We start from the raw sequence: 23,448 nt of genomic DNA on the forward strand, positions 1-23,448 counted from the left end.
CAGAATGAACGACAGCACGGCAACACAGCACGATATGGTCGAGCGCCAGATCCGCGCTCGTGGCATCCGCGACGAACGAGTGCTCGCCGCGATGGCGCGCGTGCCGCGGCAGGCCTTCGTGCCACCCGCGTTGGCGGAATTCGCCCATGACGATACGCCTCTGCCGCTGGAAGCCGGGCAGACAATCTCGCAACCCTACATCGTCGCCTGGATGGCACAGGCGGCACGGCTGAACCGCTCCGATCGCGTGCTGGAAATCGGTACCGGTTCAGGCTACGCGGCCGCCGTGCTGGCGGAGCTGGCCGACCGGGTCGACAGCATCGAACGGCTGCCGGAGCTCGCCGACAAGGCACGCGAAACGCTGCGGACGCTCGGCTATGACCGCGTGCGCGTCCATACGGGCGACGGCACGGCGGGCCTGCCGGACGACGCGCCTTTCGACGCCATCCTGGCGGCCGCCGCCGGCCCGGACGTGCCGCACGCCTGGCGCGAGCAACTGGCGATAGGCGGACGCATCGTGATGCCGATCGGCGGACGCCATGGCGGCCAACGCCTGGTTCGCATCACGCGGGTCGGACGCGACGAATATAACGAGGAAGACCTGGGCGGCGTGGCCTTCGTTCCATTGATCGGCGAACAGGGCTGGACAGACGACACGGCGCGGCATGAGACCAACGCTGATACGGCCAGTGCGCGGCGGTCATCCAGGAACGCGCGTAGCGCCAAGCCGGCGGATGCGCTGGCCGAAGCCATCTGGGAATCCGCCGAGGCGCTGCCGGATATCGATGATGCCTTGTTCGCGCCGCTGTTCGACCGCTACGCCGACAAGCGCGTCGTGCTGCTGGGCGAAGCCAGCCACGGCACCAGCGACTTCTACCGCGCTCGCGCCGCGATCACCCGGCGCCTGGTCGAAGCGCACGGTTTCGACATCGTCGCCGTCGAAGCCGACTGGCCGGATGCCGCCGCGATCGATCGCTACGTCAGGCATAGACCGGCGCGCGCGTATCACGAGCCGCCGTTCCGCCGCTTTCCCACCTGGATGTGGCGCAACACCGACGTCGAGGCCTTCGTCGAATGGCTGCACGCCTATAACGGCGTACTGCAGCCGGACCAGCGCGCCGGATTCTACGGCCTGGATCTGTACAGCATGTCGGCATCGATCGCGGCGGTGCTGTCCTATCTGGACCAGGCCGACCCGGACGCGGCGCGCATCGCGCGCGAGCGCTATGGCTGCCTGATGCCCTGGCAGAAGGACCCGCGCGTCTATGCGCGCGCGGTGGCCAGCGACGGCTTCCGGCAATGCGAACAAGCCGTTCTGCGGCAACTGGGCGATCTGCTGGACAAGCGATTGGAGTATGCCGCGCAGGATGCCGACAGCTTCCTGGATGCGACGCAGAACGCCCGCCTGGTGGCCTCCGCCGAACGCTATTATCGAACGCTGTATCAAGGGCCCGCGCAAAGCTGGAACCTGCGCGATACGCATATGTTCGATACCCTGACGCAATTGCTGGACGCTCGCGGTCCGCACGCGCGCGCCGTGGTCTGGGCACACAACTCCCATATCGGCGATGCGTCCGCCACCGAGATGGGCCGGGTGCGCGATGAAGTCAATATCGGCCAGCTGTGCCGCGAAAGATACGGCGAACAGGTCGCCTTGATCGGCTTCGGCACCTATGCCGGCACGGTCGCCGCCGCGGACGATTGGGACGGCGCGGTGCGGCTGATGCGGGTGCGGCCGGCACGGCCGGACAGCTATGAACACATGATGCACCGTGCCGGCCAGCCGCGCTTCCTGCTGGACCTGCGCCCCGGCGTGCACGACGACCTGCGCACGCAGCTGAAACACCCGCGGCTGGAGCGTTATATCGGCGTGATCTACCGCCCGGAGACCGAGCTCTACAGCCACTATGCGGAAGCCGCGCTCTCCGAGCAGTACGACGCCTATGTCTGGTTCGACCAGACCGAGGCCGTCACACCGCTGCCCGCGCACCGCAAGGAAGGCGTGCCGGACACCTACCCCTTCGCGGTATAGCTATCGGGAAGGCGCCAGCGCCAGCGACTGCTGCTGATAGGAGACCTTCAGACGCTCCGTCAGGAAATCCAGCACGACACGCACCGCCGGCGTCATGCCGTGGCGCGACGGGTAGATGCAATGCAGGATGCCGCTCTGCGATCGCCACTCCGGCAGCACTTGCACCAGGCGGCCCAGCCGTCGTTCCTCGTGCGTGGCGGTGACCGGCAGCAGTGCAATGCCCCGGCCACGCACGGCGGCCTCCACCAGCACGGTGAAATCGTTGCATACGAGCACGGGCTTGATGGGCACGTCGGCCCGGGCGCCCTGCTCATCCAGCAGCGTCCAGCGCGGCGTTTCGCCCGGCGACGCGAAGTGCAGGGCGGCGTGGTCGCTCAGCTCTTGCACGGTCGCGGGGTGTCCCCAGCGCTGCAGGTAGGCCGGACTGGCCGCCAGCAGTCCCGAAGCCTGGCCCAGGTGCCGCACGACGAAGTCGGCATCCGTGTTCAATCGCTCGCGTACGCGGATCGCCAGGTCCACCCCTTCGGCGATCAGGTCCACGGGGCGGTTGGTGACCATCAATTCCACCCGGATTTCGGGCCAGGCGTCGAGGAATTCGGGCAGTATGGGCGCCACCATCCATTGCGCGATCGCGACCGGACAACTGACGCGCACCGGGCCGGACGGCGCGGCTTTGAGGTGCTGCATGGCATCGTTGGCGGCGCGCGCGGCCGCGGAGATCTCGCGGCAATACTGCAAATAGCGTTCACCGGCGGCGCTCAGCCGCAAGCGCCGGGTGCTGCGCTGGATCAGCCGCACGCCCAGGCTGGCTTCCAGTTCCGCGATCCGCCGGGACAGGCGCGACTTGGGAATATTCAGCGCCCGGGACGCGGCGCTGAATCCGCCATATTCGATCACCTGGGAGAAGTAATAGAGGTCGTTCAGATCCTGCATGGCGGTCGCCCATTGTCCTATTCATAGAACGATCCGTTCATGTTAACCCCCTTTTTGCGCCGAATGGTCCTGCGTAAAGTTTCTCCATCGCAGACCACCTTCAAGGACACCCGCCATGAACATGCTCGTCATCCATTCCTCCATCCTGGGCAGCAACTCGAAGTCGCGCCAGGTCGCGGACCAACTGGTCAACCGGCTCGCCGAGGCGGACCCGGGGGTGACCATCCACACCCGCGATCTGGGCGCGCAGCCGCTGCCCTACGTGGATGCAGGCCACCTGGGCGCGCTGTTCACGCCCGCCGACCAGCGTTCGGCGGAGCAGGCCCAAGCGGCGGCGCTCGCCGACGAACTGATCGCCGAGATTATTCAGGCCGACCGCGTGGTCATCGCCGCGCCCGTCTACAACTTCAACGTTCCGGCCCAGCTGAAGACCTATATCGATTACATCGCCCGCGCCGGCGTCACCTTCAAATACGTCGACGGCAAGCCGCAAGGCCTGCTGACCGGCAAGAAGGTCTACGTGGTGACCGCGCGCGGCGGCAAGACGGTGGGCACGGAGCTGGACCAGGCGACCTCCTACCTGAAGATCGTCCTGGCTTTCCTGGGCATGGAAGACGTCACCTTCATCCACGCCGAAGGGCTGAACATGGGCGAGGAGTCCGCCGCCGCCGGGCTGGAAAGCGCCCGCGCGCAGATCGAAGCGCATGTGGGCGAACCGGCGCTCGCTTGAGCACCGGGCATGGCCCTGAGGGGGGCCGGGCCAAGGCGGCGCAGGCGGCCGGTCCGGCAAGCGCCGGTGCAAGCGACGAGGCGCCCGCGGAGTGTCCTCGGATAACATGTCGGGCCGCAAAGCACTCAGGAAGGAACCATGCTTTCAACCATACAGCCCGGCCCGGTCTTCAAGGACAACCTGCTGCAGCTCCCGCCCATTACGGCCATCGCGCGCATCGACCTGATCGACGCCAACGGCAAGGTGGCGGGGACCATCGAGAACCAGCCCGGCAAGCAGGGCTCCCTGGCCGTCTATCACTACCTGGCGCGCGCCTGCGGCACGTTGGACGCCAAGGCGGCGGAGCATGGCCTGGCCGTATTCGCGGAACACACCGCCGATGCCCGCAACCGGCCGGGAGCGCATCCCAATGTGGACCGGCTGCTGGCCATCGTCGAGGGCGCCGGCGCCCTGCGCATCGAGGTCATACCGGCTCAGCAATAGCGGCCGCGCCAGCGGCACGACGCGCCAGCCGGCGCCGCGCGCGATTCCGGCGGGGCGCCGGCCGGCAGGCACGGCGGGCCGGCACAACGATTGCGGCCTGTAAGGCAAGGGGGTGGCATCCGCCCCCGGCACTTACAAGGAGTCCGCATGCTTCCCTATCCCGACCCGAACCAGGGCGCGCCCCGGCCTTCCAAGAAGGCCGATCGTTCCGACCCGCGCCCCGACATGGATCATCCGCCCGGCGCGGAGCCCCAGGACACACCGCTGTTCGACCGCGCCACCGCCGCGGCTGAGCAGGATGCGCGCGCCGGGGAACCGAACGCCACGCAGAACCCCACGCCGCCCGACACCGGCCGCCACAACAAGCGCGGCACGCTGCGCCGTTCGCCCGACGACGAAACGGCATGACCGCGCGCCGGCGCCGCAGCGGCGCAACGGCACGGTCCTGACAGGAGACTCACCATGGCCCCGCAACAAGGCAGCAGCCCTCTCGCCCCCCACACCGTCGATCGCTTGAAGGAAGACCGGCATGACGTCCCGCGCGACGTACCGCCGCGCGATGAGTACAACCCCAGCGACGGCCGCCTGGGTTCGCGCGATAACGATGAGGAAGAAGAGGAAGACGGCGGCAAGGCGTGAAAGCGCGGGCCGGATGCCCGCGCCGCTATCCTCAGTTCGCCTGGATATGCGCGCCCTGGATGATGCCAGTCCAACGCCTGGTTTCCTGTTCGGACAGCTTCGCGAGGTCCGCGCTGGTTCCGGGATACGGCAGCGCTCCCTGATCCGCCAGATGCGCGATCATCGCTTTTTCTTTCGCGATCGCGATGATGGTGTCCTGCAGCTTGCGTATGACCTCCGGGCTGGTGCGCGCCGGCGCCATCACGCCATACCAGGACTCGACCACGGCATCCTTGACGCCGGCCTCCGCCAGCGTCGGGACATCCGGCAACGCGGGGCTGCGCGTTTCGCTGGCGACCGCCAGCACGCGCAGTTGTCCGGCCTTGATGTAAGGCAGCACGTTGGGTAGATTCGCGAACAGTATCTGCACCTGGCCGGACAACAGATCGGCGGTTGCCGGGCCGGCGCCGCGATAGGGAACGTGCGCGAATTGCACGCCGGAACGCAGCATGAAGAGCTCGCCGGTCAAGTGATTGACCGAGCCGATTCCGGCCGACGCCATATTGAGCTTGCCGGGATTCCGCCGGGCGTAGTCGACCAGTTCGGCCACGGTCCTGGCCGGCGTGCTGGCGGCGACGGCCAATACATTGGGCACGGTGGAGAACAAGGCGACCGGCGCAAAGTCCCTGGCGGGATCATAGGGAAGGTCCTTGGATAGCAAGGGCTGGATGGACTGTTGACCCATCGTCGCCAGCAGAAGCGTATATCCATCGGGCGCCGCCTTGGCGACGAAATTCGCGCCTATGCTGCCGCCCGCGCCCGGCTTGTTCTCCACGATCACCGGTTGACCCAGCACTTCCGATAAGCGCGTGGCCAGCAGGCGGCCCATCAGGTTCACGGTGCCGCCCGGCGCGAACGGCACTACCAATGTGACGGGCCGGCTGGGATACGTCTGCGCCGTGGCGTTCAGGCATATGCCCATCGCGATCGCGGCCGCGGCCATGAGTCTTCGCATGTTTATTCCCCTTGAATGATCGATTAGCGAATCTACGGATGGAGCGGCGTCCCGCCGCCGCTCGAAACCAGTTGCCGGACGCGCTCGCGCAGCAGGGCGCGCGACGTGTCGGCCCCTTGCACCGCCGCGTCCATGGCCTGTTCTTGCGCGGCCAGCGACAGGGACTGCGCTTCAATGCGCCGCAGCACCGAGGCCGGCGCGGGACCGCCATACGACAATCGCGCTGCCACGTTGCGGATCGGGTCCAGGCAGGCGCGGATAGCGTCCTCCTGCAGCGATATGGATCGGCCAAGTTGTCGTTCGGCGGCCGCGCATATCATGGCCGGCGTGATGTCGCCGGCCGGTAGCGCGCGTTCCAGCGCGTCGCGCACGACCGCGCCGATGATGTGGTGCGCATCTCGAAAAGACGTATTCGCCTCGCGCACCAGCAGATCGGCCAGATCGGTGACGGTGGAAAAGTCCCGCGCCGCCCGGGCGGCCATGCGGGCCTGATCCGGCTCGACCTGCTCCACCAGCAGCCGCACCAATTCCAGGGCCTTGAGCGCTTCCTCGCAGGCCTCCCAGCAGGTGCGGGTGCTTTCACGGCTGCTGTCGCCAGAATGCGTGAAATGGGTGGACTTCACCGTCGAAAAGGCCGCGGTGGTCAAACCGATCAGGTGGCCTGTTTTGCCCCTCAGGAACTCCAGCACGGCCGGATTTTTCTTTTGCGGCATGATGCTCGACGTGCTGGCAACGCTATCCGGAAACGACAGGTAGCCGAACTCGGGCGTGGACCAGATATAGAAGTCCTGCACCATCCGGCTGCACGTGATCATCATGATGGACAGCGCGGCGCTCAACTCCAGCGCGAAATCTCGCGACGCCACGCCGTCCAGCGCGTTGTCCATCGGGCGACTGAAACCCAGCAGCGCGCTGGTCGCGTGGCGGTCGATGGGAAAAGATGTGCCCGCCAGCGCGCACGCCCCCAGGGGGGAAGCATCCGCCCTGTGCAGCGCCTGCAGCACTCTGTCAATATCGCGGGACCATGCATCCACCAGCGCGGACAGGTAGTAGCCGTAGGTAATGGGCTGCGCCGCCTGCATATGCGTATAGCCCGGCATCACGTAATGCGCATATCGGCCCGCCTGCGACACGGCGGCCCGGGCGACGCCGATCAAGGCCTTGCCGATGCGCACGGCGAAGCCGCGTGCGCGGATGCGGTCTATGGTCGCGCCGATATCGTTGCGGCTGCGCGCGGTATGCAGGCGGCCGCCCACATCCTGCCCCACCAGCTTGATCAGGTGAGCTTCGTAATTGAAGTAGGCTTCTTCGCGCGCGGGATCCAGTTCGACGGCGTCCGGGCCATCCGCCTGCATCCGCAACAGCGCCCGGGCCAGCGTCACCGCAGTCTCGTCGTCCAGGATTCCCCGATCGTGCAGCATCCACAGATGGGCAAGATTGATTTCGTTGAGCATCTCGAAGTTCGCGAAGAACTCACGGTTCAGACGGGGCAGGAAGATGTATTGGATGACCTCGTCGGCCAAGGGTTGTTTGAGGCGGCTGCTGACTTTGGATTCCATTTGCGTCACGTCGAGGCTGTAGAACGGTTAGTCTCGGCGCGCGGCGTCAAATACGTCAAATCAGATATTTATGGCTTCTTATACAAAAATGATATGCTGCCCCGGCGCTTGAACGACGGGACCAGGCAATGAACTTCAAACAGGTGGAAGCCTTTCGCGCGGTGATGATGACGCGCTCCATGACCACGGCGGCCGGCTTGCTGCACACGTCGCAGCCCAATGTGAGCCGCTGGATCGCCATCCTGGAAAAAACCCTGGGCTTTGTCCTGTTCCAGCGCGTGGGAACCCGGCTGATTCCGACGCCGGAAGCCGAGGCCTTCTATGCCGACGTCGAACGCGCGTTCATCGGACTCGAATCGCTGAACGACAGCGCCAGCTCCATACGGCGGCGCGGCACGGGCATGCTGAGAATCGGCGCGGTCGGGTCCATCACGCAGTGCGTGATGCCCGACGCGATGCGGCTGTTCAGGCAGAGATGCTCCGACATCCCGGTGGTCGTCAATACCGGGGGCTCCGACGTCGTCGCGAAATGGGTCGCCACCGGTTATTGCGACATCGGCTTCACTTCCATCCATACCGATGTCCCGGCCTTGCACTACGAGCGCATCAACCTCGCCCACGGCGTCGGGGTGGTCGCCAGCGAACACCGGCTGGCCCGCAAGAAACTACTGAAACCCGCCGATTTCAAGGACGAAGCGTTCATTTCGCTTCCCGCGGGCAGCTTCAACCGCGCATCGATAGATCGCCACTTCCCCAACGACGAACGGATCCTTTCCATCGAAACGCCTTATGCCACGACCATATGCACCATGGTCGCGAAAGGACTGGGCGTCTCTATCGTCAACCCTATCGTGTCGCGGGCGCTGCGCGCTTCCGGACTGCGGGAAATCGCGTTTTCGGAGAAGGTGGAATTCCCCAGCTACGCGGTCACGTCGCACCACTTTCCCGTCAATGTCCTGGCAAGCCGTATGGCCGAATGCGTGCGTGAAGTATTCGGCGAGCTCGGCGGCACGGGCGGGCTCAAAGCCCCAGGCAGATCGCCCCGGCGGCCACCACCAGGCAGGCGATCCAGCGCTGGCCGCTGACGGTTTCGCCCAGAAAGGCGCGGCCTATCAGCAGCGCGAACACCACACTGGTTTCGCGCAGCGCCGATACGGCGCCCATCTCGCCCCACTGCATTGCCCAGATGACGATGCCGTAGGCGCCTATCGATACCAGGCCGCCGGCAATCGACGAGAAGATCGCCGATGGCGCCGCCCGCACCGGCTCGACCAGGGCCCGCACGCCGCGCGTGGCGATGAACAGCAAGGGCGTCAGCCAATAGAACAGGAACATCCAGGCGATATAGCGCAAGGCCTGGCCGTCCGACAGCCGCACGCCTATGCCGTCGATCACGGTGTAGACGGCAATCAGCGCGCCCGTTGCGAAGGCGGCGAGCAAAGCGATGCGCGGCCCGCGTACGGGCTCGCCGGCGCGGTCGCCCACGGCGCCGCTCTTGCGGGCGCTGGCGGCATACGCCCTTCGCGGCAAGGCCAGCGCGATGATGCCGCCCGACACCATGACGATGCCCAGCAGGCGCAAGGGGCCGATCTCTTCGTGCGCGAAGACCGCCGCGCCCAGCGTCACCAGCAGCGGCGACGAACCGCGGGCGATCGGATAGGCCTGCGTCAGATCGCCGCGGCGATATGAGTAGACCAGGCTGGCGTTGTAGACGACGTGGATCAGACCCGACGCGACGATGTACGGCCACGCGGCGATATTCGGCAAGGGCGCGGATGCGGCAACCGCCGTGGACACCGCGGCGATCGCGATACTCATCCAGGCCATGGACAGCAGGCGGTCGCGATTGCCATGCAGCATCGCATTCCAGCTGGCATGCAGCAAGGCCGCCAGCAACACGGCTCCGCCGGTATAGCCGAACATCATCGAGGTCCCTTTTGCTTGAAGCCGTAAAGTTATCTATCTTGTCCGAGGGCGACAACCGAGTTAATTTGCGTTTTCACCATAGTTTTTCTAATCCGAATGTCCCGACCGCTTCCCCCACTGCATGCCTTGCGCGTCTTCGAGGCCGCCGGGCGGCTAGGCAGCTTCAAGGCCGCCGCCGAGGAGCTGCACGTCACGCAGGGCGCGGTCAGCCAGCAGATCCGCCTGCTGGAAACCTGGCTGCAGGCGGCGCTGTTCGAACGGCACAATCGCCGCATCGTGCTGACACCGGCCGCCCAGGCCTACCTGAAGAAAATCGGCCCGCTCTTCCAGCAGTTGGTCCAAGCCACGGCCGACTACGGCGTGCCGGAAGCGCTGCCGCGCACGCTGTCGGTGAACGCGTCCGCGACGTTCACGCTGCGTTGGCTGGTGCCCAGGCTGGCGGCATTCCGCGCCGCCCACCCCGACGTCGACGTGAAAGTGGAGACGTCGAACGAGCCGGTGGAAAGCCTCAAGGACGGCTACGACATCATCATCCGGGGCGGGCCGGATACCTTCTACGGCTACGTGATGCGGCCTTTCCTGGCGGAGGAAAGACTGCCCGTCTGCAGCCCGGCGCTGCCGCGGGCGCTCCCCCTGAGGGAGCCGCGCGACCTGCGCAGGCATACGCTGCTGCACACCTCCAGCCTGCCGCGCCTGTGGCCGGATTGGCTGGCGCGCGCCGGCGCGCAGGCGCTGCAACCGGCCGCGGCGCTGACCTTCGATCACTTCTATCTGACCCTGCAGGCAGCGATCGATGGCGTGGGGATCGCCATGGGTCCGGTCGCGCTGGTGGCGGCCGACCTTGCCGCCGGCCGCCTGGTCGCGCCGTTCGCCACCCCGCGGCTGCCCTCGCGCAGCTATTGCAGCTACGTCCCGGAGGCCAAGGCCGAAGAGGACCTGGTGCTGCGGTTCCGCGACTGGCTCGAAGCGGAGGGCATGTCCGCCGCGCGTTGAGCGCACCGTCGCTGTGCGTCGCACGGCCTCGGTGCCAGGGATGCTGCGTTCAGGTGCATACCGGACGAGAAGGCCGCGCTCTCCCCAGGGGTGGGAAATTGGCATGGGCTTTGCTTTGATCTTGTACACAAGTTTGGATATTTCCACACGACAAGGTCGCCATGCCCGAAGCCCACCCCGTCTATTCAGACGCGCCAGAACCGACGCCCGCGTCCCCGGACTCCGCCTGGATAAGCCGCTTCGCGCAGCCGCCGGGCGCGGCGCACGAGGGACCGCTGTCCGGCCTGCGTTTCGCCGTCAAGGACAATATCGACGTCGCGGGCCAACCCACCACCGCCGCCTGCCCCGACTTCGCCTACGTGCCGTCCGCCCACGCCAGCGTGGTCGAACGCCTGCTGCAAGCCGGCGCCGTATTGACCGGCAAAACCAACCTGGACCAATTCGCCTGCGGGCTGAACGGCACGCGGTCGCCTTACGGCGCCGTACCCAACGCCTTCGATCCGGCGTACATCAGCGGCGGCTCCAGTTCCGGTTCGGCCTACGTGGTGGCGACGGGCGAAACGGACTTCGCGCTGGGCACCGATACCGCGGGCTCCGGCCGAGTGCCGGCGGGGCTGAACAATATCGTGGGGCTGAAGCCCAGCCGCGGGCTGATTCCCGCACACGGCGTATTCCCGGCGGCGCGCAGCGTGGACTGTGTATCCATACTGGCGCGCACCGTGGCGACCGCGGTCCAGGTGCTGGAGGCCGCCGCCGGCCATGATGCCCGCGACCCCTATTCGCGCCGGCTGCCGATGAAAACCACACCGCTCCCGGCGCACCCGCGCATCGGCGTCCCGGCCCGCATGGAATGCTTCGGCGACCCGCTGTCGCAGGAGGCCTGGCAACAGGCCATCCGGCAACTACAGGACCTGGGCGGCACCATCGTTCCCATCGACTACGCGCCGCTGGCCGAGGCTGCCGCCATGCTGTACGACAGCGCGCTGGTCGCCGAACGATACGAAGCCGTTCGCGAGTTCTTCGACGCGCATGCCGATGCGGTCATCCAGCCGGTGCGCGACATCATCGCGGCGGGACGCGATTACAGCGCCGCCGATCTATACCGGGCGCAGCATCGCCTGCAGGCGCTGGCGCAGCGCGCCGACGCCATGTGGGCGGACATCGACCTGCTATGCGTGCCCACGGCGCCGACCCACTGCACCATCGCGGCGATGCAGGCCGAGCCGGTCGCGCGCAATCGCGAACTGGGCTACTACACCAACTTCGTCAACCTGCTCGATTATGCGGCGTTGGCGGTGCCGGCCTGCATGCGCGGCGACGGGCTGCCCTTCGGCATTACGCTGATCGGCCCGGCCGGCAGCGATTGGCAGCTGGCCGATGTGGGACAGCGCTTCCACCATGCGACCGGGCTGGCGCAGGGAGCGACAGGCCTGCCGTTGCCCGCGCCCCGTCCCATTGCCGCGCTGCAACCCACGCCGGCCACCCATCTGCCGCTGGCCGTCGTCGGCGCGCATTTGACCGGGATGCCGCTGAATGGCCAATTGATCGAACGCGGCGCCGTCCTGGCCGAAGCCACGACCACCGCGCCCTGCTATCGCCTGTATGCCTTGAAAGGCACGGTCCCCGCCAAGCCCGGATTGCGCCGCGTGGCCGGCGATGGCGTCGCCGTCGCCGTCGAGGTCTGGAACGTGCCATTGGCGGCGGTAGGCGGTTTCCTGGCATTGATTCCATCGCCCCTGGCCCTGGGCAGCCTGGAGCTGGCCGACGGACGCTGGGTGCATGGCTTCGTGTGCGAGGACCATGCGTTCTCGGATGCCCAGGATGTCAGCGCCTATGGCGGCTGGCGCGCGTATATGGCGGCGCGCGCCCAGTCTTCAGCTTGACGCGGCCGGCGCCGGCGCGAAGCGAGCGGCGCCTATCGTTCATCGCCTTCTACCGACCACCACTCATTCAGGGGAATCCGTCATGCGCAATACAAATTCCAAGCCTGCCGTCGCACCGGTGAATGGCCATCGGCGGCGTCTGCTGCGCAACGGCGCCGCGGCCGCCGGCATACTGGCCATGCCGGCCATCGTGCGCGCGCAAGCGACGCCGAAGATCCGCATCGGCTTCTGGCCGGTCGCCGCGGGCCTGCCTTTCTTTGCCGCGGTGGAACAAGGCTACTTCAAGGATGCCGGCCTGGACGTCGAGGCCCTGAAGTTCGCCGGCGCGCAGCAGGTGATGGAGGCCATGCTGGCGGGGCGCTGCGACGGCAGCGCCAACGGCACTGGCTCGGCCAACCTGGCAATCGGCGAGATCGCCCAGCCCGGCCTGTTCAAGATCTTCTGCACCAACCCCAGCAATGCGCGCAACGTGCTGGAAGAATTCCTGGTGGCCAAGGATAGCCCGATCAAATCGGCGGCCGAACTCAAAGGCAAGAAGATCGCGTCCGGCCCCGGCATCCAGAACGTTACGCTGGCCAAGACCATGCTGGAGCGCGCGGGCGCGACCGGCGCCACGGTCATCGAACTGCCTATCGGCCAGCACGTCGCCGCCGTCGCCACGGGACAGGTGGACGGGTGCTATACGCTCGAACCGACCGGCACGGTGGGCCGCTTGAACGGCACCACGAGGGTACTGGAGGCCGGCGTGGTCGCGCACTACATCCTGGGCGACCCCATGGCGCCCTGGCATGGCGGCGCGGCCAGCCTGACCACCGACTTCATCCAGAAGCATCCCGACGGAGCAAAGAAGTTCATCGCGGCCTACCGGCGCGGCGTGGAGTTCGTGCGCAAGCAGCCCGGCGATGCGCGCCAGTACATGAAGGGCTATACCGCCATCGAAGGTCCCCTGACCACCGAAGTGCCGCTGGCGGCATACATGATGTACGACGAATTCCAGCAGAGCGATGTGCAGTACTTCCAGAAGTTCTATGACCTGTTCACCGAGAAGAACATCTTCTCGAAGAAGGTCGACGTGGCGCCTTTGATCTACAAGGGGTAAGCGATGGATGAGGCTACTTCCACACCCGCCGCCGCGGGAACGCCCGCGGCCGCCTGGTCGCCGCCGGCGTCCGCGGACGCGGCGCCGCGCACACCGTTGCGCGAACGCATGTTGCCCTTCGTCGGGCCGATCGTACTGTTCATCATCTGGGACCTGGTGGTACGCGCCGGCTTCATCAAGCCCATATTGCTGCCCAGTCCGGCCGATACGCTGGTGGCGCTGGCCACGGGGCTGGCCGGCGGGCCCTTGCTGACCGACTTCCTGGTCACGGTCAGCCGGACCTTGCAGGCCTTCGTCATCGCGGCCGTCGTCGGCATGCCGCTGGGCGTGCTGCTCGGCAGCAACGAACGCGCATACCGCACGGTCGAATTCCTGGTCGACTTCTTCCGCTCCACGCCGTCGTCCGCCCTGATCCCGCTATTCCTGCTGATCTTCGGTGTCTCGGACATCAACAAGGTGGCGATCGCCGCTTTCGGCGCTTTCCTGATCGTGGTGTTCAACAGCGCCTATGGCGTCATCAACGCCCGCAAGCAGCGCGTGATGGCCGCCCGCGTCATGGGCGCGTCGCGCTGGCGCATTTTCAAGGATGTGCTGATCTGGGAAAGCCTGCAGCCCAGCTTCGTCGGGCTGCGTTCGGCGGTATCCATGGCGCTGGTCATCGTCATCGTCGCGGAGATGTTCATCGGCTCGGAGAACGGCCTGGGCCACGCCATCATCGACGCCCAGCAGGTACTCAACGTCAAGACCATGTACGCGGCCATCCTGAGCGCGGGCGCGCTGGGTTACGTGCTGAACATCCTGTTCCTGCTGCTGGAACGCCGCGTGGTCCACTGGAGCGGAAGGTAGAACGCCATGAGCACGGTCCTGAATATCCCCGCGTATGCCGACGTGCCGCCGCCGCGTTTCCAGCCCGGCCCGGCCGGCACCCATATCACCATCCGAGGCCTGACCAAGTATTTCGCCGGCTGGCCCTTGTATGAAAACTTCGACCTGGACATCCCCAAGGGCAAGATCGTTTCGGTCTTCGGCCCCAACGGCTGCGGCAAGAGCACGCTGATCAACATGATCGCCGGCCTGATCCCCGTGGATCGCGGGGAGATCCTGTTCGACGGCAAGTCGCTGCGCGACACGCGCATCGGCTACGTCTTTCAGAACTATCGGGAGGCGCTGTTTCCGTGGATGCGCACGATCGACAACATCGCCTATCCGCTGCTGCTGGAAGGCAAGAGCAAGGCCGAAGTCGATCGCCGCATGGAAGAACTGATCGAATCCTTCGACGTCAAGTTCGACCTGAAGCGCTATCCGTATGAACTGTCCGGCGGCCAGCAGCAGACGGCATCCATCATGCGCGCGCTCGCGCCGCGTCCGGAAGTGCTGTTCCTGGATGAGCCGTTCTCGGCGCTGGACTTCGAGATGACGCTGTTCATCCGCGAGAAGCTGCAGGAAGTCTTCATGCAGACCGGCACCACCATGCTGCTGGTGTCGCATGATCTCGAAGAGGCCGTATACCTCGCGGACCAGATCCTGCTCCTGACCAAGCGGCCCACCCGCGTGGCCGAGATCCTCGATTACACCGACACACGGCCGCGCACGGTTGAAACGCTTTCGCAGCCCAGCTTTGTCGCCGCGAAAAAAGAGAGCCTGGAAATTTTCCAACGCGAGGTACGCCGATGAGCCAGTCCCCCACCCCGGAAGAAACCGCACTGGCCTATGTGCATGCCAGCGCCGCGCTGCTGGACCTGCCCATGGAGCCGGCACAGGCCGCCCGTGTGGCGGTCTATCTGGCGCGCACCGCCGATATGGCGCGCCTGCTCGACGACGTGCCCATGGACGTCGCCGACGAGCCGGCCGCTTTGTTCTGCCCGGCGCCGTTTCCGGAGACGCTGCCATGAAGCCGGCGCAAGCGAACGCCATGCCGGGTGGCATCGCCGGCCTGCAAGCCATCGCACGCGGCGAAACCTCGGCGCGTGAATGGCTGGAGCGATGCCTGTCGCGTATCGAGGCCACCGATGGCAGGATCAATGCCTTCACCATGCGTACCCTGGAGCGAGCGCGCGCGGAAGCCGATGCGGTGGATGCTATGCGTGCCGCCGGGCACCCCTTGCCACCGCTGGCGGGCCTGCCCTACGCCGTGAAGAACCTGTTCGATATCGAAGGCGAGGTCACCCTGGCAGGTTCCAAGGTGAACCGCGACAATGCGCCCGCGACGGCCGACGCGGTCCTCGTGCAGCGCCTGCGCGCGGCCGGCGCGGTGCTGGTCGGCGCACTGAACATGGACGAATACGCCTACGGCTTCACCACCGAAAATACCCACTACGGCCCCACGTGCAACCCGCATGACCGATCGCGCATCGCGGGCGGCTCATCGGGCGGATCGGGCGCGGCGGTCGCCGCCGGTCAGGTCCCCGTAGCGCTGGGGTCGGACACCAACGGATCGATACGCGTACCGGCATCCCTATGCGGCGTCTGGGGGCTGAAGCCGACCTTCGGCCGGCTCTCGCGGCGCGGCACCTTTCCCTTCGTGCACAGCATCGACCACCTGGGCCCGTTCGCGGATTCCGCCGCGCTGCTGGCACGCGTGTATGACGCCGTGCAGTATCCGGACGCGCAGGATCCCGGCTGCCATGCGAAGGCCGTGCAGGCGGTACAACCGGGCCTGGGACTGGGCACGCAAGGCCTGCGCATCGGCGTTCTGGGTGGCTACTTCGATAGCAACGCGACCGCCTCCGCGCGCGCCGCGGTCGCCGCCGCGGCGGAAGTCCTCGGCGCCACCCGCACGGTGGAATGGCCGGACGCGGCGCTGGCGCGCGCCGCGGCCTTCATGATCACCGCGTCGGAAGGCGGCAGCCTGCACCTGCCCGAATTGCGGCGGCGTGCGGCCGACTTCGAACCCCTGTCGGTGGACCGCTTCATCGCCGGCGCGCTGCAGCCCGCGCACTGGGTAGCGCGCGCGCACCGCTTCCGCCGCCAGTACCGGGAACGGGTTCTGGCGCTTTTCCAGGATTGGGATCTGCTGCTGGCGCCGGCCACGCCGGTGGCCGCGCCTGCCATCGGCACCGAATGGCTGGACATCAATGGTGTTACGCATCCATGCCGTCCCGCCATGGGCCTGCTGACCCAGCCGATCTCGTTCGCGGGGTGTCCCGTGGCGGTGGCCCCCATGTGGCCGGACGGCACACAAGGCATGCCGATCGGTGTACAACTCATCGCGGCGCCATGGCGCGAAGATATCGCGCTGCGCGCGGCGATGGCGCTCGAACAGGCCGGCATTGCCGGCATCCGTCACCCGCATTTCCAGGAAGGATCCTGATGGACATCAATTTGCCGGACGTGCTGGCCGAAGTGCAGACGCAGTTCGCCCGCTACGAAAAAGCGTTGACGAGCAACGACGTGGCCGTGCTGGACGAGTTGTTCTGGAACAGCCCGCACACCTTGCGCTACGGCGCGACGGAGAATCTGTACGGCTATGACGAGATCCGCGAGTTTCGCGCCGGCCGGCCCGCGCAAGGGCTGGCGCGCGAGGTACTGCGGACGGTCATTACGACGTATGGCCGTGATTTCGCCACCGCCAATATCGAGTTCCGCCGCGCGGGGTCGCCGCGCATCGGGCGCCAGAGCCAGACCTGGCTGCGCACGCCGGAAGGCTGGCGCGTGGTGTCCGCCCACGTCAGCCTGATGGCGTGACCGCCCCGGATGCCCGTGAATAGCGTTGCCGATCTCCCACGCAAGGCGCCGCGCGTGACGCGCGCCGATGATGTCTATCAGCTGCTCAAGCATGACATTGCCGAGTTCCGGCTGGTGCCTGGCGATCGCTTCACCGAAGGCGAGATCAGCGACAGGCTGGGCGTTTCCCGTACGCCCGTGCGCCAGGCCCTGTTCCGCCTGCAGCAGGAAGGCTTCGTGGAAGTGCTGTTCCGCAGCGGCTGGCGCGTCCTGCCCTTCGACTTCGAGCAGTTCGAACAGCTGTACGACCTGCGTCAGGTGCTGGAATCGGAAGCGGTAAGGCGCCTGTGCAGCGGCGCGCCGCACATCGACAGGCAACTGCTGGATGACCTGGGGGACATCTGGCTGGTTGCGCCGGAAGCCCGCAACACCGACATGGCGCAGGTCGGCGTGTGGGACGAGGCCTTCCATTGCACGCTGGTACAGGCCGCCGGCAACGCCGAAATCGCCCGCGTACATCGCGAGGTTACCGAACGCATACGCATCATCCGTCGCCTCGATTTCACCAAGCGGCCGCGCGTGGATGCCACCTACGAAGAACACGGGCGCATCCTGCGCGCCGTGCTCGCCCAACGCGCCGACGAAGCTTGCCGCCTGCTGGTCGCGCACATCGCCGCGAGTCAAGCTGAGGTCCGCAAGATCACGCTGCACGAGATCTATCTGGCGCGGCAGGCGCATACGACGGGCTGAACGCGGCCTACTTCACATGCGCTGACAGCCACTTCAGGATGTAGTCCGCCACTGCCTGATTGTTCTTGTCCTGCATCATCATGTGCGAGTTCCCGTGGATGCCCACGCTGGGCAGCGTCACGAGCTTCGCCTTGCCGCCCGGCTGCTGGTTGATCCTGTCGACGACGGCCTGGCGGCCACGCATCCTGACGGCGCCCGTGATCGCCTGGGCATCCAGGTGATCGCCGAACAGCTCCAGGTCCGGAATGCCCTTGTAGGCTGCGATCTGCGCATCGGTGGGAACGATGTATTGCGCGCCTTCGATGTCGACCACGGCTTTGACCAGCTTGGGACGGAGTCCCACCAGCGCATCGGCGTAGGGGCCGGACAGGGAGTGCACCAGCACGATGGACGGCCCGATCTTGTCCAGCAAGGCCGCCAGCGCGACGGGCGCCGTCTTCGGCCCGCCGCCGGTCAGCATGGCTTCCGAGTTCGGCACCCCTTGCGCGGCGAAAGCAGCGATCGCCGCGACCGGGAACTGCGTGTCAGGGAACGGGGTGCCGAACCGTGGACCGAAGCGGAAATTGGTCCAGGCGAATTCGCCCGTGGCAGTGAACAGCCCGGACGGCAGGACGCCGGGATCCTTCTTTTCCTTGGCTTCGACGATGGAAGTCGCATCGAAGCCGGCGCGGCCGCGGCCCGGCGTGTCCACGACATAGACGGGATACCCCTTGCGGGCAAAATACGTCGCCCAGCCTTCCCGTCCGTCGGGTGTGGTTTCGTATTCGGCGCCGGTAAGACCGCCGCCGGGGACCAGCACGATAGGCGTCTTCCTGGCATGATCGGGGATGACGTAGCTGACGTACATCTGGTCGACCGCGATCTTGCCATTGGGCACCCGGCCCGCCGGGAAAGAACCAGGGTACTCCGTTTCGATAATGCGGCCGCCTACGAAGAAACTGCCCATATCCGCGATACGCAAAGGCCCGCCCATGGTCGCGGCCACCGCCGCGTTAGCCGTGAACAGCGCCAGCGCGCAAGTCCGCAGCGCAAGGGAAAATCGTCCGGTCATCGTTCGTCTCGTTCTAATAATTGGAATCAACGCCGGCGCTCCCGGCGCGCCATGGCGAGGCGGACGGCACATGCCGTCGCGCGAACAGAGTACGCTACGGAACCTGACAACCTGCCGACGTTCATCATGACCCAGGAAAGCCCCGCCTCCGTCGTTCAGAAGCAGCTGGACGCCTACAACGCCAAGGACCTGGAAGCCCTGCTCCAGGCTTACGCCCCCGACGCGGAACAGTATGCCCTGCACGGTGCGCTGTTGGCGAAAGGCCGCGACGCCATGCGAGAGCGCTTCGCGACCCGGTTCAACGAGCCGGACCTGCACGCCCGCCTGCTGACGCGCACCGTTATGGGGAACTTCGTCACGGACCTCGAACTGGTCACGCGCAACTTCCCACACGGCATCGGCACCATGGAAATGCTATGCGTCTACGAGGTCGAGGACGGCCTGATCCAGCGGGCCTCGTTCGCGCTGGGTGGGCCACGCTGAGCCCGGCGTTGGCCTAAACGTAGCAGGGACCTTCGATCAGCGGATGGGCGGCGATGAAGGCATCGTCGGGGCGCAGGCCGATGCCAGCGTGGCCGCGTCCACCACGCCGCGGGTTTACTGCAAGGATCGCCGCAGCGCGATCAGCTCGCGCGCCTCGTCCTCGGAATCGACGCTCAGCCGCAGCAGCAGGTCCAATTCATCGACGCCCTGGGATTGCGCATAGTCGGTGATCTCCTGCTCGATCTCCGCTTCGTAAAGCTCCATGCGCCGCTCGCTCGACGCTCCGGCCTTCGCGGTGGCCCGGGCGTCCGCGTTGCGCGCCAGCTCGGGCTCCGCGGCCAGCAAACGCTCCCGGCCCTTCGCGAGCGCGATGTCTATGCGCTTTTCCGCTGCTATCCGGTCCTCAGCCATGTTCGACTCCTTTGAAGCGGGATGATGTGGTGCCATAGTAGTCCTGGCCGTCCTCCAGGAACAACCGCGCGGCTTGCATGCCACACTCCTGTCGGCGCAGCCTGGTGGCCAAATGAGATAAAATAAAGGCTCATTTGGAGGTTAATCATGACCACCTATCACGCCGGGAAGGGTCGGAAACGGTCATCGCATATCGCTCTCGTAGGGCATGCTGCCGTGACTGCATACGGAGCCAACCAGGACGATGAGGATACGATCGAAGAGAAAGCTCAGGTATCCGCCAGGCCCATCCAAGAAGGGGCCCGTCTGTTGAAGATCACCCCGCGTCAATACGAAGTTCTCGTGCTGCTGTCCAGAGGTTATGGAATACGAGAAGTCGGTTCTATGCTGAAGATCCCGCTAGCCGAAGCAAAGGAACACGCTGTTAGCCTGTATAGAGCACTGCAGGTAAAGAACAATGAGGCTGCCGTCCAAGCCGCAATCGACCGTGGTGCTTTCGCCCGCTCTCATCTGGATATGAAGGATTTGTACCGTGCGGGAAGCATGGAGCTGGTTACGTACATTAAAAGCGGCGTTCAAGCAGGGATGCTACCGCTCGTCGCCAAGCGCTTGCACGCATCCCAAGATCAGATCACCACGCTACTTGGATTGCCAAGAACAACTATATCTCGAAAGATTCGCGCGAAAGGTCAATTGGACCTCAACCAAGGGGAATTGCTTGTCGGCCTGATGAAGTTGATTGGACAGGTGGAAACCATGGTCATGGAATCTGGTGACCCGGACGGATTCGATGCTGCTCAATGGACCAAAGATTGGCTGTTTCAACCGAACCACGCGCTGGGGGGAAAGAGACCGGCCGAGCTCATGGACACTGTACGAGGCCAGGAAGTCGTATCGCAGTTACTAGCCCAAATGCAAAGCGGAGCCTACGCATGACGGTGACGCTTTGGCGGATTGCAACCGATGCACCAAGTTATACCGCGGACGATATGCAAGGGCTAGGAGCGAAGAAAACTGGTGGCCGCTGGAACAGGCAAGGGACACCCATGATATACACAGCGACCTCTCGATCTCTCGCATGTCTTGAGACGATGGTACATCTCGGCGCGATCACTTTGCCGTTGAACCGGTACCTCGTCGAAATTAACGTCCCAGATAAGTTGTGGGACACAAGAAAGGAATTGGACGTCACAAAAAATATCGGGTGGGACGCCATTCCACCAGGCCGCGTCAGTTTAGACGCCGGAGACGAGTGGTGCCGCAAGAATTCCTCGCCATTAATGTGTGTACCTTCGGTAATCGTCCCGGAGGAATTGAACGTACTTATTAATCCCACGCACCCAGCCGCGGCTGACATCACCTCCCGAAAAGTTAGAAAGTGGGTTTACGACCTACGCGTTTGGGCGAAGCTTTAATCCGGTAACGCAGCGAGCATTTCTTTCGCCGTAGGAAGCGCTCGATCTCACCTCACCAGTCGCTTCGAATAACAGACTCAAAGGGCTCAGCGTATGGGCAAGCCAACCGTCAGGTCGGCATGCATGATCCTGCCATTTACACTTTTGAGCACACGATCGGCAGCCGGGATCGATTGGCGACGTGGGCGGCGTCGTACTCCATGATGCGGGCGACTTCGGCGGCGGCGGGGGCGCCGTAGCGCCGGGCCAGCAGGTAAAGGACCAGGTCTATGCACAAGGTGACGCCGCCGCCGGTGATGACATCGCCTTCGTCCACGAGCAAGGCATGTTCAGGGACGATGGCGGGATGGGCCGCGGACAACTCGTCCAGCGGGGCCTGCTCCGGTGGCACGACCTGGACCTTGGTCGTCGCGCGACGGCCATCGAGCACGCCGGCGGCCGCCAGGATCATGGCGCCGGTGCAGGCTGAAGCCAGGGTGCATGTTCCATGTATACGACGGATGAAGGACAGCATCTCCGCATCGGCCGCGGCGGCCCGCCAGCCCGGGCCGCCGGGCACGAGCAAGACGTCCGGCTGCCGCACGTCCGCGACCGATCGATCCGGACATACGGTCAGGCCGTTGGCCAGGACGACCGGCCCCTCCCGTAGCGAGAGCGTCTGATAGGAAACTTCCGGAATGACCCGTTTGGCCATGGATATCGCCCCGACCGCGGCCAGGTCGATGGGTTCCACGCCCGGATAAAGCAGGAAACTGAGCTCCATGGCGACGCCTTTCGGGGACGTTCCCCTGTCAATGATGTTTTCTATTGGGAAACCATTATAAGAGCCAACCCAGCGACCGCCAACATCGCCGACTTAGCGGCCGAAGCACCGTTATGGGCCTTGGAGAACGCACCATATCCGTGCCAAAACGCGCGTTTTTGGCGTGCGACAGTGGCGACCGGCAGCTTTTTATCCGGCATGGTGGCTCACACGCCAGGGCGAGAAAACTGGCACACGCATTGCTTAATGGGAAACCTGTAGGAAACTTTTGGGAAACCAACCTGGGAGCACCATCGTGAGCCAAACCGCAGCGGTCCCGTCCTTATCCAAGGAAACATCCCGTTCCTCCGAGCTTAACCGTGTCGTCTTCGCGAGCTCCATAGGCACCATCATCGAGTGGTACGACTTCCTGATCTATGGCACGGCGGCGGCGCTGGTGTTCAACAAGCTCTTCTTTCCCGCCGCCGATCCCTTCCTGGGCACGCTGGCCGCGCTGGGCAGCGCGGCGGTGGGATTCTTCGCCCGCCCCTTCGGCGGCGCCTTGTTCGGCTACATGGGGGACAGGCTGGGCCGCAAGTCCATGCTGCTGCTTACCCTGGCGATCATGGGCCTGGCCACCTTCGCCATCGGCCTGCTGCCGACCTACGACAGCGTAGGCATCTGGGCCCCCATCCTGCTCGTCACGCTGCGCGTCGTCCAGGGCATAGGCCTGGGCGGCGAATGGGGCGGCGCCGCGCTGATGGTGGTGGAACACGCGCCGGCGCATCGGCGCGGCCTGTGCGGCAGCCTCGTGCAGACCGGCTTTCCGGTCGGATTGATCCTGTCGACGGCGGCCTACAGCGCGATCTCCGCCCTGCCCGAACAGGCGCTGCTGTCGTGGGGATGGCGCATTCCCTTCCTGGCCAGCATCGTGCTGGTGGCCATCGGCGCCTTCATCCGGCACCGCGTCAGCGAATCTCCCGTATTCCTGGAGATGAAGGCGCGCAACGAAATCGCGCGCAATCCGCTGGCCGAAGCGATAGGCCGCAACCGCAGGGAGTTCGTGATTGCCATCGGACTCAAGCTCTGCGAGGTTTCCTGGGTTTACCTGATCACGGTGTTCCTGGTCGTTTATGCGACCACCCACCTGGGCATGTCCCGCACGTCGATGCTGAACGCGATCCTGGTCGCCTCCATCATCGAAGTGGCGGCCATCCCCTTCTTCGGACATCTGTCCGATCGCATCGGCCGGCGCCCGATGTTCTTCATGGGCACGGCGTTCACCATCGTCTTCGCCTTTCCGCTCTTCTGGATGATGGATACGCGCGATCCCACGCTCGTATTCTGCGCGGTGGCCATGGGATTGATATTGGGACAAGGGCTGATGTTCGGCGTCGAGGCCACCTATTTCCCCGAACTGTTCGGCGCGCGCTCGCGCTACACCGGCGCTTCGTTCGGCTTCCAGGTCGCCGCGGCCATAGGCGGCGGGCTGACGCCGGTGTTCGCGACGCTGCTGGTCGAGAAGTTCGGCGGCACCACCGGCGTTTCCGTGCTGCTGATCGGCGTGGCGTTGATTACGCTGGTCGCGGCCTTGTTCGCGCGCGAAACCAAGGATGCCTCCATCGGCCACGGATAAGCCAATTCCGCTACACTCATGTTTCC

General features: G+C 65.5%; 26 protein-coding genes. 19 read left to right on the forward strand and 7 right to left on the reverse strand.

Translation table 11 applies throughout. From position 1 onward, the window contains the following. Window positions 1-4 precede the first annotated feature (4 nt). Entirely contained in the window at window positions 5-2,032 is a 2,028-nt protein-coding gene (locus ACNA0R_RS08345; RefSeq protein WP_415825485.1) for a protein-L-isoaspartate(D-aspartate) O-methyltransferase, read from the forward strand. On the opposite strand, the gene ACNA0R_RS08350 is transcribed toward ACNA0R_RS08345, so the two are convergent. Next, window positions 2,033-2,965: a LysR substrate-binding domain-containing protein gene (locus tag ACNA0R_RS08350; protein WP_415825486.1), complete on the reverse strand. Its 933-nt coding sequence runs from the start codon at window positions 2,963-2,965 to the stop codon at window positions 2,033-2,035. A 115-nt stretch (window positions 2,966-3,080) separates the two neighbouring features. Between ACNA0R_RS08350 and ACNA0R_RS08355 the strand changes: the two genes are divergently transcribed. The 4 genes from ACNA0R_RS08355 to ACNA0R_RS08370 all read left to right on the forward strand — a co-directional run bounded on the left by ACNA0R_RS08355 (window position 3,081) and on the right by ACNA0R_RS08370 (window position 4,817). Continuing rightward, on the forward strand, window positions 3,081-3,695 hold the full coding sequence (locus ACNA0R_RS08355; RefSeq protein WP_415825487.1) for an FMN-dependent NADH-azoreductase: 615 nt from the start codon (window positions 3,081-3,083) through the stop codon (window positions 3,693-3,695). A gap of 138 nt (window positions 3,696-3,833) precedes the next feature. Beyond that, the gene (locus ACNA0R_RS08360) at window positions 3,834-4,178 is read left to right on the forward strand and encodes a DUF2322 family protein (RefSeq protein WP_415825488.1); all 345 of its coding nucleotides are present in this window, start codon (window positions 3,834-3,836) and stop codon (window positions 4,176-4,178) included. Between the two features lie 147 nt (window positions 4,179-4,325). Next, window positions 4,326-4,586 carry a hypothetical protein gene (locus ACNA0R_RS08365; RefSeq protein ID WP_415825489.1) on the forward strand — a complete coding sequence of 87 codons (261 nt, stop codon included), beginning with the start codon at window positions 4,326-4,328 and terminating at the stop codon, window positions 4,584-4,586. A 54-nt stretch (window positions 4,587-4,640) separates the two neighbouring features. Continuing rightward, entirely contained in the window at window positions 4,641-4,817 is a 177-nt protein-coding gene (locus ACNA0R_RS08370) for a hypothetical protein (protein ID WP_415825490.1), read from the forward strand. A 31-nt stretch (window positions 4,818-4,848) separates the two neighbouring features. On the opposite strand, the gene ACNA0R_RS08375 is transcribed toward ACNA0R_RS08370, so the two are convergent. After that, the gene (locus ACNA0R_RS08375) at window positions 4,849-5,811 is read right to left on the reverse strand and encodes a Bug family tripartite tricarboxylate transporter substrate binding protein (RefSeq protein ID WP_415825491.1); all 963 of its coding nucleotides are present in this window, start codon (window positions 5,809-5,811) and stop codon (window positions 4,849-4,851) included. A gap of 32 nt (window positions 5,812-5,843) precedes the next feature. Beyond that, entirely contained in the window at window positions 5,844-7,370 is a 1,527-nt protein-coding gene (argH, locus tag ACNA0R_RS08380; protein ID WP_415825492.1) for an argininosuccinate lyase, read from the reverse strand. A gap of 128 nt (window positions 7,371-7,498) precedes the next feature. Between argH and ACNA0R_RS08385 the strand changes: the two genes are divergently transcribed. Next, entirely contained in the window at window positions 7,499-8,455 is a 957-nt protein-coding gene (locus ACNA0R_RS08385; protein ID WP_415825493.1) for a LysR substrate-binding domain-containing protein, read from the forward strand. Here ACNA0R_RS08385 and ACNA0R_RS08390 read toward each other — a convergent pair. Beyond that, complete coding sequence (locus ACNA0R_RS08390) at window positions 8,391-9,293, reverse strand: EamA family transporter (protein WP_415825565.1); 903 nt, start codon at window positions 9,291-9,293, stop codon at window positions 8,391-8,393. The genes ACNA0R_RS08385 and ACNA0R_RS08390 overlap by 65 nt on opposite strands. Before the next feature lie 99 nt (window positions 9,294-9,392). Here ACNA0R_RS08390 and gcvA point away from each other — a divergent pair, with 99 nt between their 5' ends. The 9 genes from gcvA (at window position 9,393) to ACNA0R_RS08435 (ending at window position 17,684) form a co-directional block, all read left to right on the forward strand. Next, entirely contained in the window at window positions 9,393-10,289 is an 897-nt protein-coding gene (gcvA, locus tag ACNA0R_RS08395; RefSeq protein WP_415825494.1) for a transcriptional regulator GcvA, read from the forward strand. A 161-nt stretch (window positions 10,290-10,450) separates the two neighbouring features. Beyond that, window positions 10,451-12,172, forward strand: a complete 1,722-nt coding sequence (gene atzF, locus ACNA0R_RS08400; RefSeq protein WP_415825495.1) for an allophanate hydrolase — start codon at window positions 10,451-10,453, stop codon at window positions 12,170-12,172. 82 nt (window positions 12,173-12,254) lie between these two features. Further along, the gene (locus tag ACNA0R_RS08405; protein ID WP_415825496.1) at window positions 12,255-13,271 is read left to right on the forward strand and encodes an ABC transporter substrate-binding protein; all 1,017 of its coding nucleotides are present in this window, start codon (window positions 12,255-12,257) and stop codon (window positions 13,269-13,271) included. Between the two features lie 3 nt (window positions 13,272-13,274). Continuing rightward, on the forward strand, window positions 13,275-14,117 hold the full coding sequence (locus ACNA0R_RS08410) for an ABC transporter permease (RefSeq protein WP_415825497.1): 843 nt from the start codon (window positions 13,275-13,277) through the stop codon (window positions 14,115-14,117). A gap of 6 nt (window positions 14,118-14,123) precedes the next feature. Next, the gene (locus ACNA0R_RS08415) at window positions 14,124-14,945 is read left to right on the forward strand and encodes an ABC transporter ATP-binding protein (protein WP_415825498.1); all 822 of its coding nucleotides are present in this window, start codon (window positions 14,124-14,126) and stop codon (window positions 14,943-14,945) included. Next, complete coding sequence (locus ACNA0R_RS08420) at window positions 14,942-15,163, forward strand: DUF4089 domain-containing protein (protein WP_415825499.1); 222 nt, start codon at window positions 14,942-14,944, stop codon at window positions 15,161-15,163. The genes ACNA0R_RS08415 and ACNA0R_RS08420 overlap by 4 nt, the downstream gene beginning before the upstream one ends. Beyond that, window positions 15,160-16,581, forward strand: a complete 1,422-nt coding sequence (locus tag ACNA0R_RS08425) for an AtzE family amidohydrolase (RefSeq protein WP_415825500.1) — start codon at window positions 15,160-15,162, stop codon at window positions 16,579-16,581. The genes ACNA0R_RS08420 and ACNA0R_RS08425 overlap by 4 nt, the downstream gene beginning before the upstream one ends. Continuing rightward, window positions 16,581-16,955 carry an oxalurate catabolism protein HpxZ gene (hpxZ, locus tag ACNA0R_RS08430; RefSeq protein WP_415825501.1) on the forward strand — a complete coding sequence of 125 codons (375 nt, stop codon included), beginning with the start codon at window positions 16,581-16,583 and terminating at the stop codon, window positions 16,953-16,955. Before ACNA0R_RS08425 ends, hpxZ begins: the two co-directional genes overlap by 1 nt. A 9-nt stretch (window positions 16,956-16,964) precedes the next feature. Next, complete coding sequence (locus ACNA0R_RS08435) at window positions 16,965-17,684, forward strand: GntR family transcriptional regulator (protein WP_415825502.1); 720 nt, start codon at window positions 16,965-16,967, stop codon at window positions 17,682-17,684. 7 nt (window positions 17,685-17,691) lie between these two features. On the opposite strand, the gene ACNA0R_RS08440 is transcribed toward ACNA0R_RS08435, so the two are convergent. Continuing rightward, entirely contained in the window at window positions 17,692-18,735 is a 1,044-nt protein-coding gene (locus ACNA0R_RS08440; protein ID WP_415825503.1) for an alpha/beta hydrolase family protein, read from the reverse strand. Window positions 18,736-18,861: 126 nt separating this feature from the next. Here ACNA0R_RS08440 and ACNA0R_RS08445 point away from each other — a divergent pair, with 126 nt between their 5' ends. Next, window positions 18,862-19,218 (forward strand): nuclear transport factor 2 family protein, encoded by a 357-nt coding sequence (locus ACNA0R_RS08445; protein WP_415825504.1) that lies wholly within the window; start codon window positions 18,862-18,864, stop codon window positions 19,216-19,218. Between the two features lie 114 nt (window positions 19,219-19,332). Here the strand turns inward: ACNA0R_RS08445 and ACNA0R_RS08450 are convergent, their stop codons facing one another. Next, window positions 19,333-19,629 (reverse strand): hypothetical protein, encoded by a 297-nt coding sequence (locus tag ACNA0R_RS08450; RefSeq protein ID WP_415825505.1) that lies wholly within the window; start codon window positions 19,627-19,629, stop codon window positions 19,333-19,335. A gap of 147 nt (window positions 19,630-19,776) precedes the next feature. On the opposite strand from ACNA0R_RS08450, the gene ACNA0R_RS08455 reads away from it, so the two are divergent. Both ACNA0R_RS08455 and ACNA0R_RS08460 read left to right on the forward strand, forming a co-directional pair. Further along, on the forward strand, window positions 19,777-20,565 hold the full coding sequence (locus ACNA0R_RS08455) for an antitoxin Xre/MbcA/ParS toxin-binding domain-containing protein (protein ID WP_415825506.1): 789 nt from the start codon (window positions 19,777-19,779) through the stop codon (window positions 20,563-20,565). Beyond that, entirely contained in the window at window positions 20,562-21,044 is a 483-nt protein-coding gene (locus tag ACNA0R_RS08460; RefSeq protein ID WP_415825507.1) for an RES family NAD+ phosphorylase, read from the forward strand. Before ACNA0R_RS08455 ends, ACNA0R_RS08460 begins: the two co-directional genes overlap by 4 nt. A 136-nt stretch (window positions 21,045-21,180) precedes the next feature. Here the strand turns inward: ACNA0R_RS08460 and ACNA0R_RS08465 are convergent, their stop codons facing one another. Beyond that, the gene (locus tag ACNA0R_RS08465; RefSeq protein ID WP_415825508.1) at window positions 21,181-21,807 is read right to left on the reverse strand and encodes a DJ-1/PfpI family protein; all 627 of its coding nucleotides are present in this window, start codon (window positions 21,805-21,807) and stop codon (window positions 21,181-21,183) included. Window positions 21,808-22,102: 295 nt separating this feature from the next. On the opposite strand from ACNA0R_RS08465, the gene ACNA0R_RS08470 reads away from it, so the two are divergent. Next, the gene (locus ACNA0R_RS08470) at window positions 22,103-23,422 is read left to right on the forward strand and encodes an MFS transporter (protein WP_415825509.1); all 1,320 of its coding nucleotides are present in this window, start codon (window positions 22,103-22,105) and stop codon (window positions 23,420-23,422) included. The last annotated feature ends 26 nt before the right edge of the window (window positions 23,423-23,448 follow it).

The organism is Bordetella sputigena (assembly GCF_965137885.1).
GTDB lineage: Bacteria > Pseudomonadota > Gammaproteobacteria > Burkholderiales > Burkholderiaceae_B > Bordetella_C > Bordetella_C sputigena.

Bases quoted from the DNA above. Each gene is read 5' to 3' on its own strand.
- ACNA0R_RS08420 (WP_415825499.1), top strand. From the start codon at position 14,942: ATGAGCCAGTCCCCCACCCCGGAAGAAACCGCACTGGCCTATGTGCAT.
- ACNA0R_RS08375 (WP_415825491.1), bottom strand. From the start codon at position 5,811: ATGCGAAGACTCATGGCCGCGGCCGCGATCGCGATGGGCATATGCCTG.
- gcvA (WP_415825494.1), top strand. From the start codon at position 9,393: ATGTCCCGACCGCTTCCCCCACTGCATGCCTTGCGCGTCTTCGAGGCC.
- ACNA0R_RS08345 (WP_415825485.1), top strand. From the start codon at position 5: ATGAACGACAGCACGGCAACACAGCACGATATGGTCGAGCGCCAGATC.
- ACNA0R_RS08390 (WP_415825565.1), bottom strand. From the start codon at position 9,293: ATGTTCGGCTATACCGGCGGAGCCGTGTTGCTGGCGGCCTTGCTGCAT.
- ACNA0R_RS08370 (WP_415825490.1), top strand. From the start codon at position 4,641: ATGGCCCCGCAACAAGGCAGCAGCCCTCTCGCCCCCCACACCGTCGAT.
- ACNA0R_RS08385 (WP_415825493.1), top strand. From the start codon at position 7,499: ATGAACTTCAAACAGGTGGAAGCCTTTCGCGCGGTGATGATGACGCGC.
- ACNA0R_RS08415 (WP_415825498.1), top strand. From the start codon at position 14,124: ATGAGCACGGTCCTGAATATCCCCGCGTATGCCGACGTGCCGCCGCCG.
- ACNA0R_RS08450 (WP_415825505.1), bottom strand. From the start codon at position 19,629: ATGGCTGAGGACCGGATAGCAGCGGAAAAGCGCATAGACATCGCGCTC.
- ACNA0R_RS08440 (WP_415825503.1), bottom strand. From the start codon at position 18,735: ATGACCGGACGATTTTCCCTTGCGCTGCGGACTTGCGCGCTGGCGCTG.
- ACNA0R_RS08445 (WP_415825504.1), top strand. From the start codon at position 18,862: ATGACCCAGGAAAGCCCCGCCTCCGTCGTTCAGAAGCAGCTGGACGCC.
- ACNA0R_RS08460 (WP_415825507.1), top strand. From the start codon at position 20,562: ATGACGGTGACGCTTTGGCGGATTGCAACCGATGCACCAAGTTATACC.
- ACNA0R_RS08365 (WP_415825489.1), top strand. From the start codon at position 4,326: ATGCTTCCCTATCCCGACCCGAACCAGGGCGCGCCCCGGCCTTCCAAG.
- ACNA0R_RS08465 (WP_415825508.1), bottom strand. From the start codon at position 21,807: ATGGAGCTCAGTTTCCTGCTTTATCCGGGCGTGGAACCCATCGACCTG.
- ACNA0R_RS08360 (WP_415825488.1), top strand. From the start codon at position 3,834: ATGCTTTCAACCATACAGCCCGGCCCGGTCTTCAAGGACAACCTGCTG.
- ACNA0R_RS08425 (WP_415825500.1), top strand. From the start codon at position 15,160: ATGAAGCCGGCGCAAGCGAACGCCATGCCGGGTGGCATCGCCGGCCTG.
- ACNA0R_RS08435 (WP_415825502.1), top strand. From the start codon at position 16,965: ATGCCCGTGAATAGCGTTGCCGATCTCCCACGCAAGGCGCCGCGCGTG.
- atzF (WP_415825495.1), top strand. From the start codon at position 10,451: ATGCCCGAAGCCCACCCCGTCTATTCAGACGCGCCAGAACCGACGCCC.
- hpxZ (WP_415825501.1), top strand. From the start codon at position 16,581: ATGGACATCAATTTGCCGGACGTGCTGGCCGAAGTGCAGACGCAGTTC.
- ACNA0R_RS08355 (WP_415825487.1), top strand. From the start codon at position 3,081: ATGAACATGCTCGTCATCCATTCCTCCATCCTGGGCAGCAACTCGAAG.
- ACNA0R_RS08350 (WP_415825486.1), bottom strand. From the start codon at position 2,965: ATGCAGGATCTGAACGACCTCTATTACTTCTCCCAGGTGATCGAATAT.
- ACNA0R_RS08455 (WP_415825506.1), top strand. From the start codon at position 19,777: ATGACCACCTATCACGCCGGGAAGGGTCGGAAACGGTCATCGCATATC.
- argH (WP_415825492.1), bottom strand. From the start codon at position 7,370: ATGGAATCCAAAGTCAGCAGCCGCCTCAAACAACCCTTGGCCGACGAG.
- ACNA0R_RS08410 (WP_415825497.1), top strand. From the start codon at position 13,275: ATGGATGAGGCTACTTCCACACCCGCCGCCGCGGGAACGCCCGCGGCC.
- ACNA0R_RS08405 (WP_415825496.1), top strand. From the start codon at position 12,255: ATGCGCAATACAAATTCCAAGCCTGCCGTCGCACCGGTGAATGGCCAT.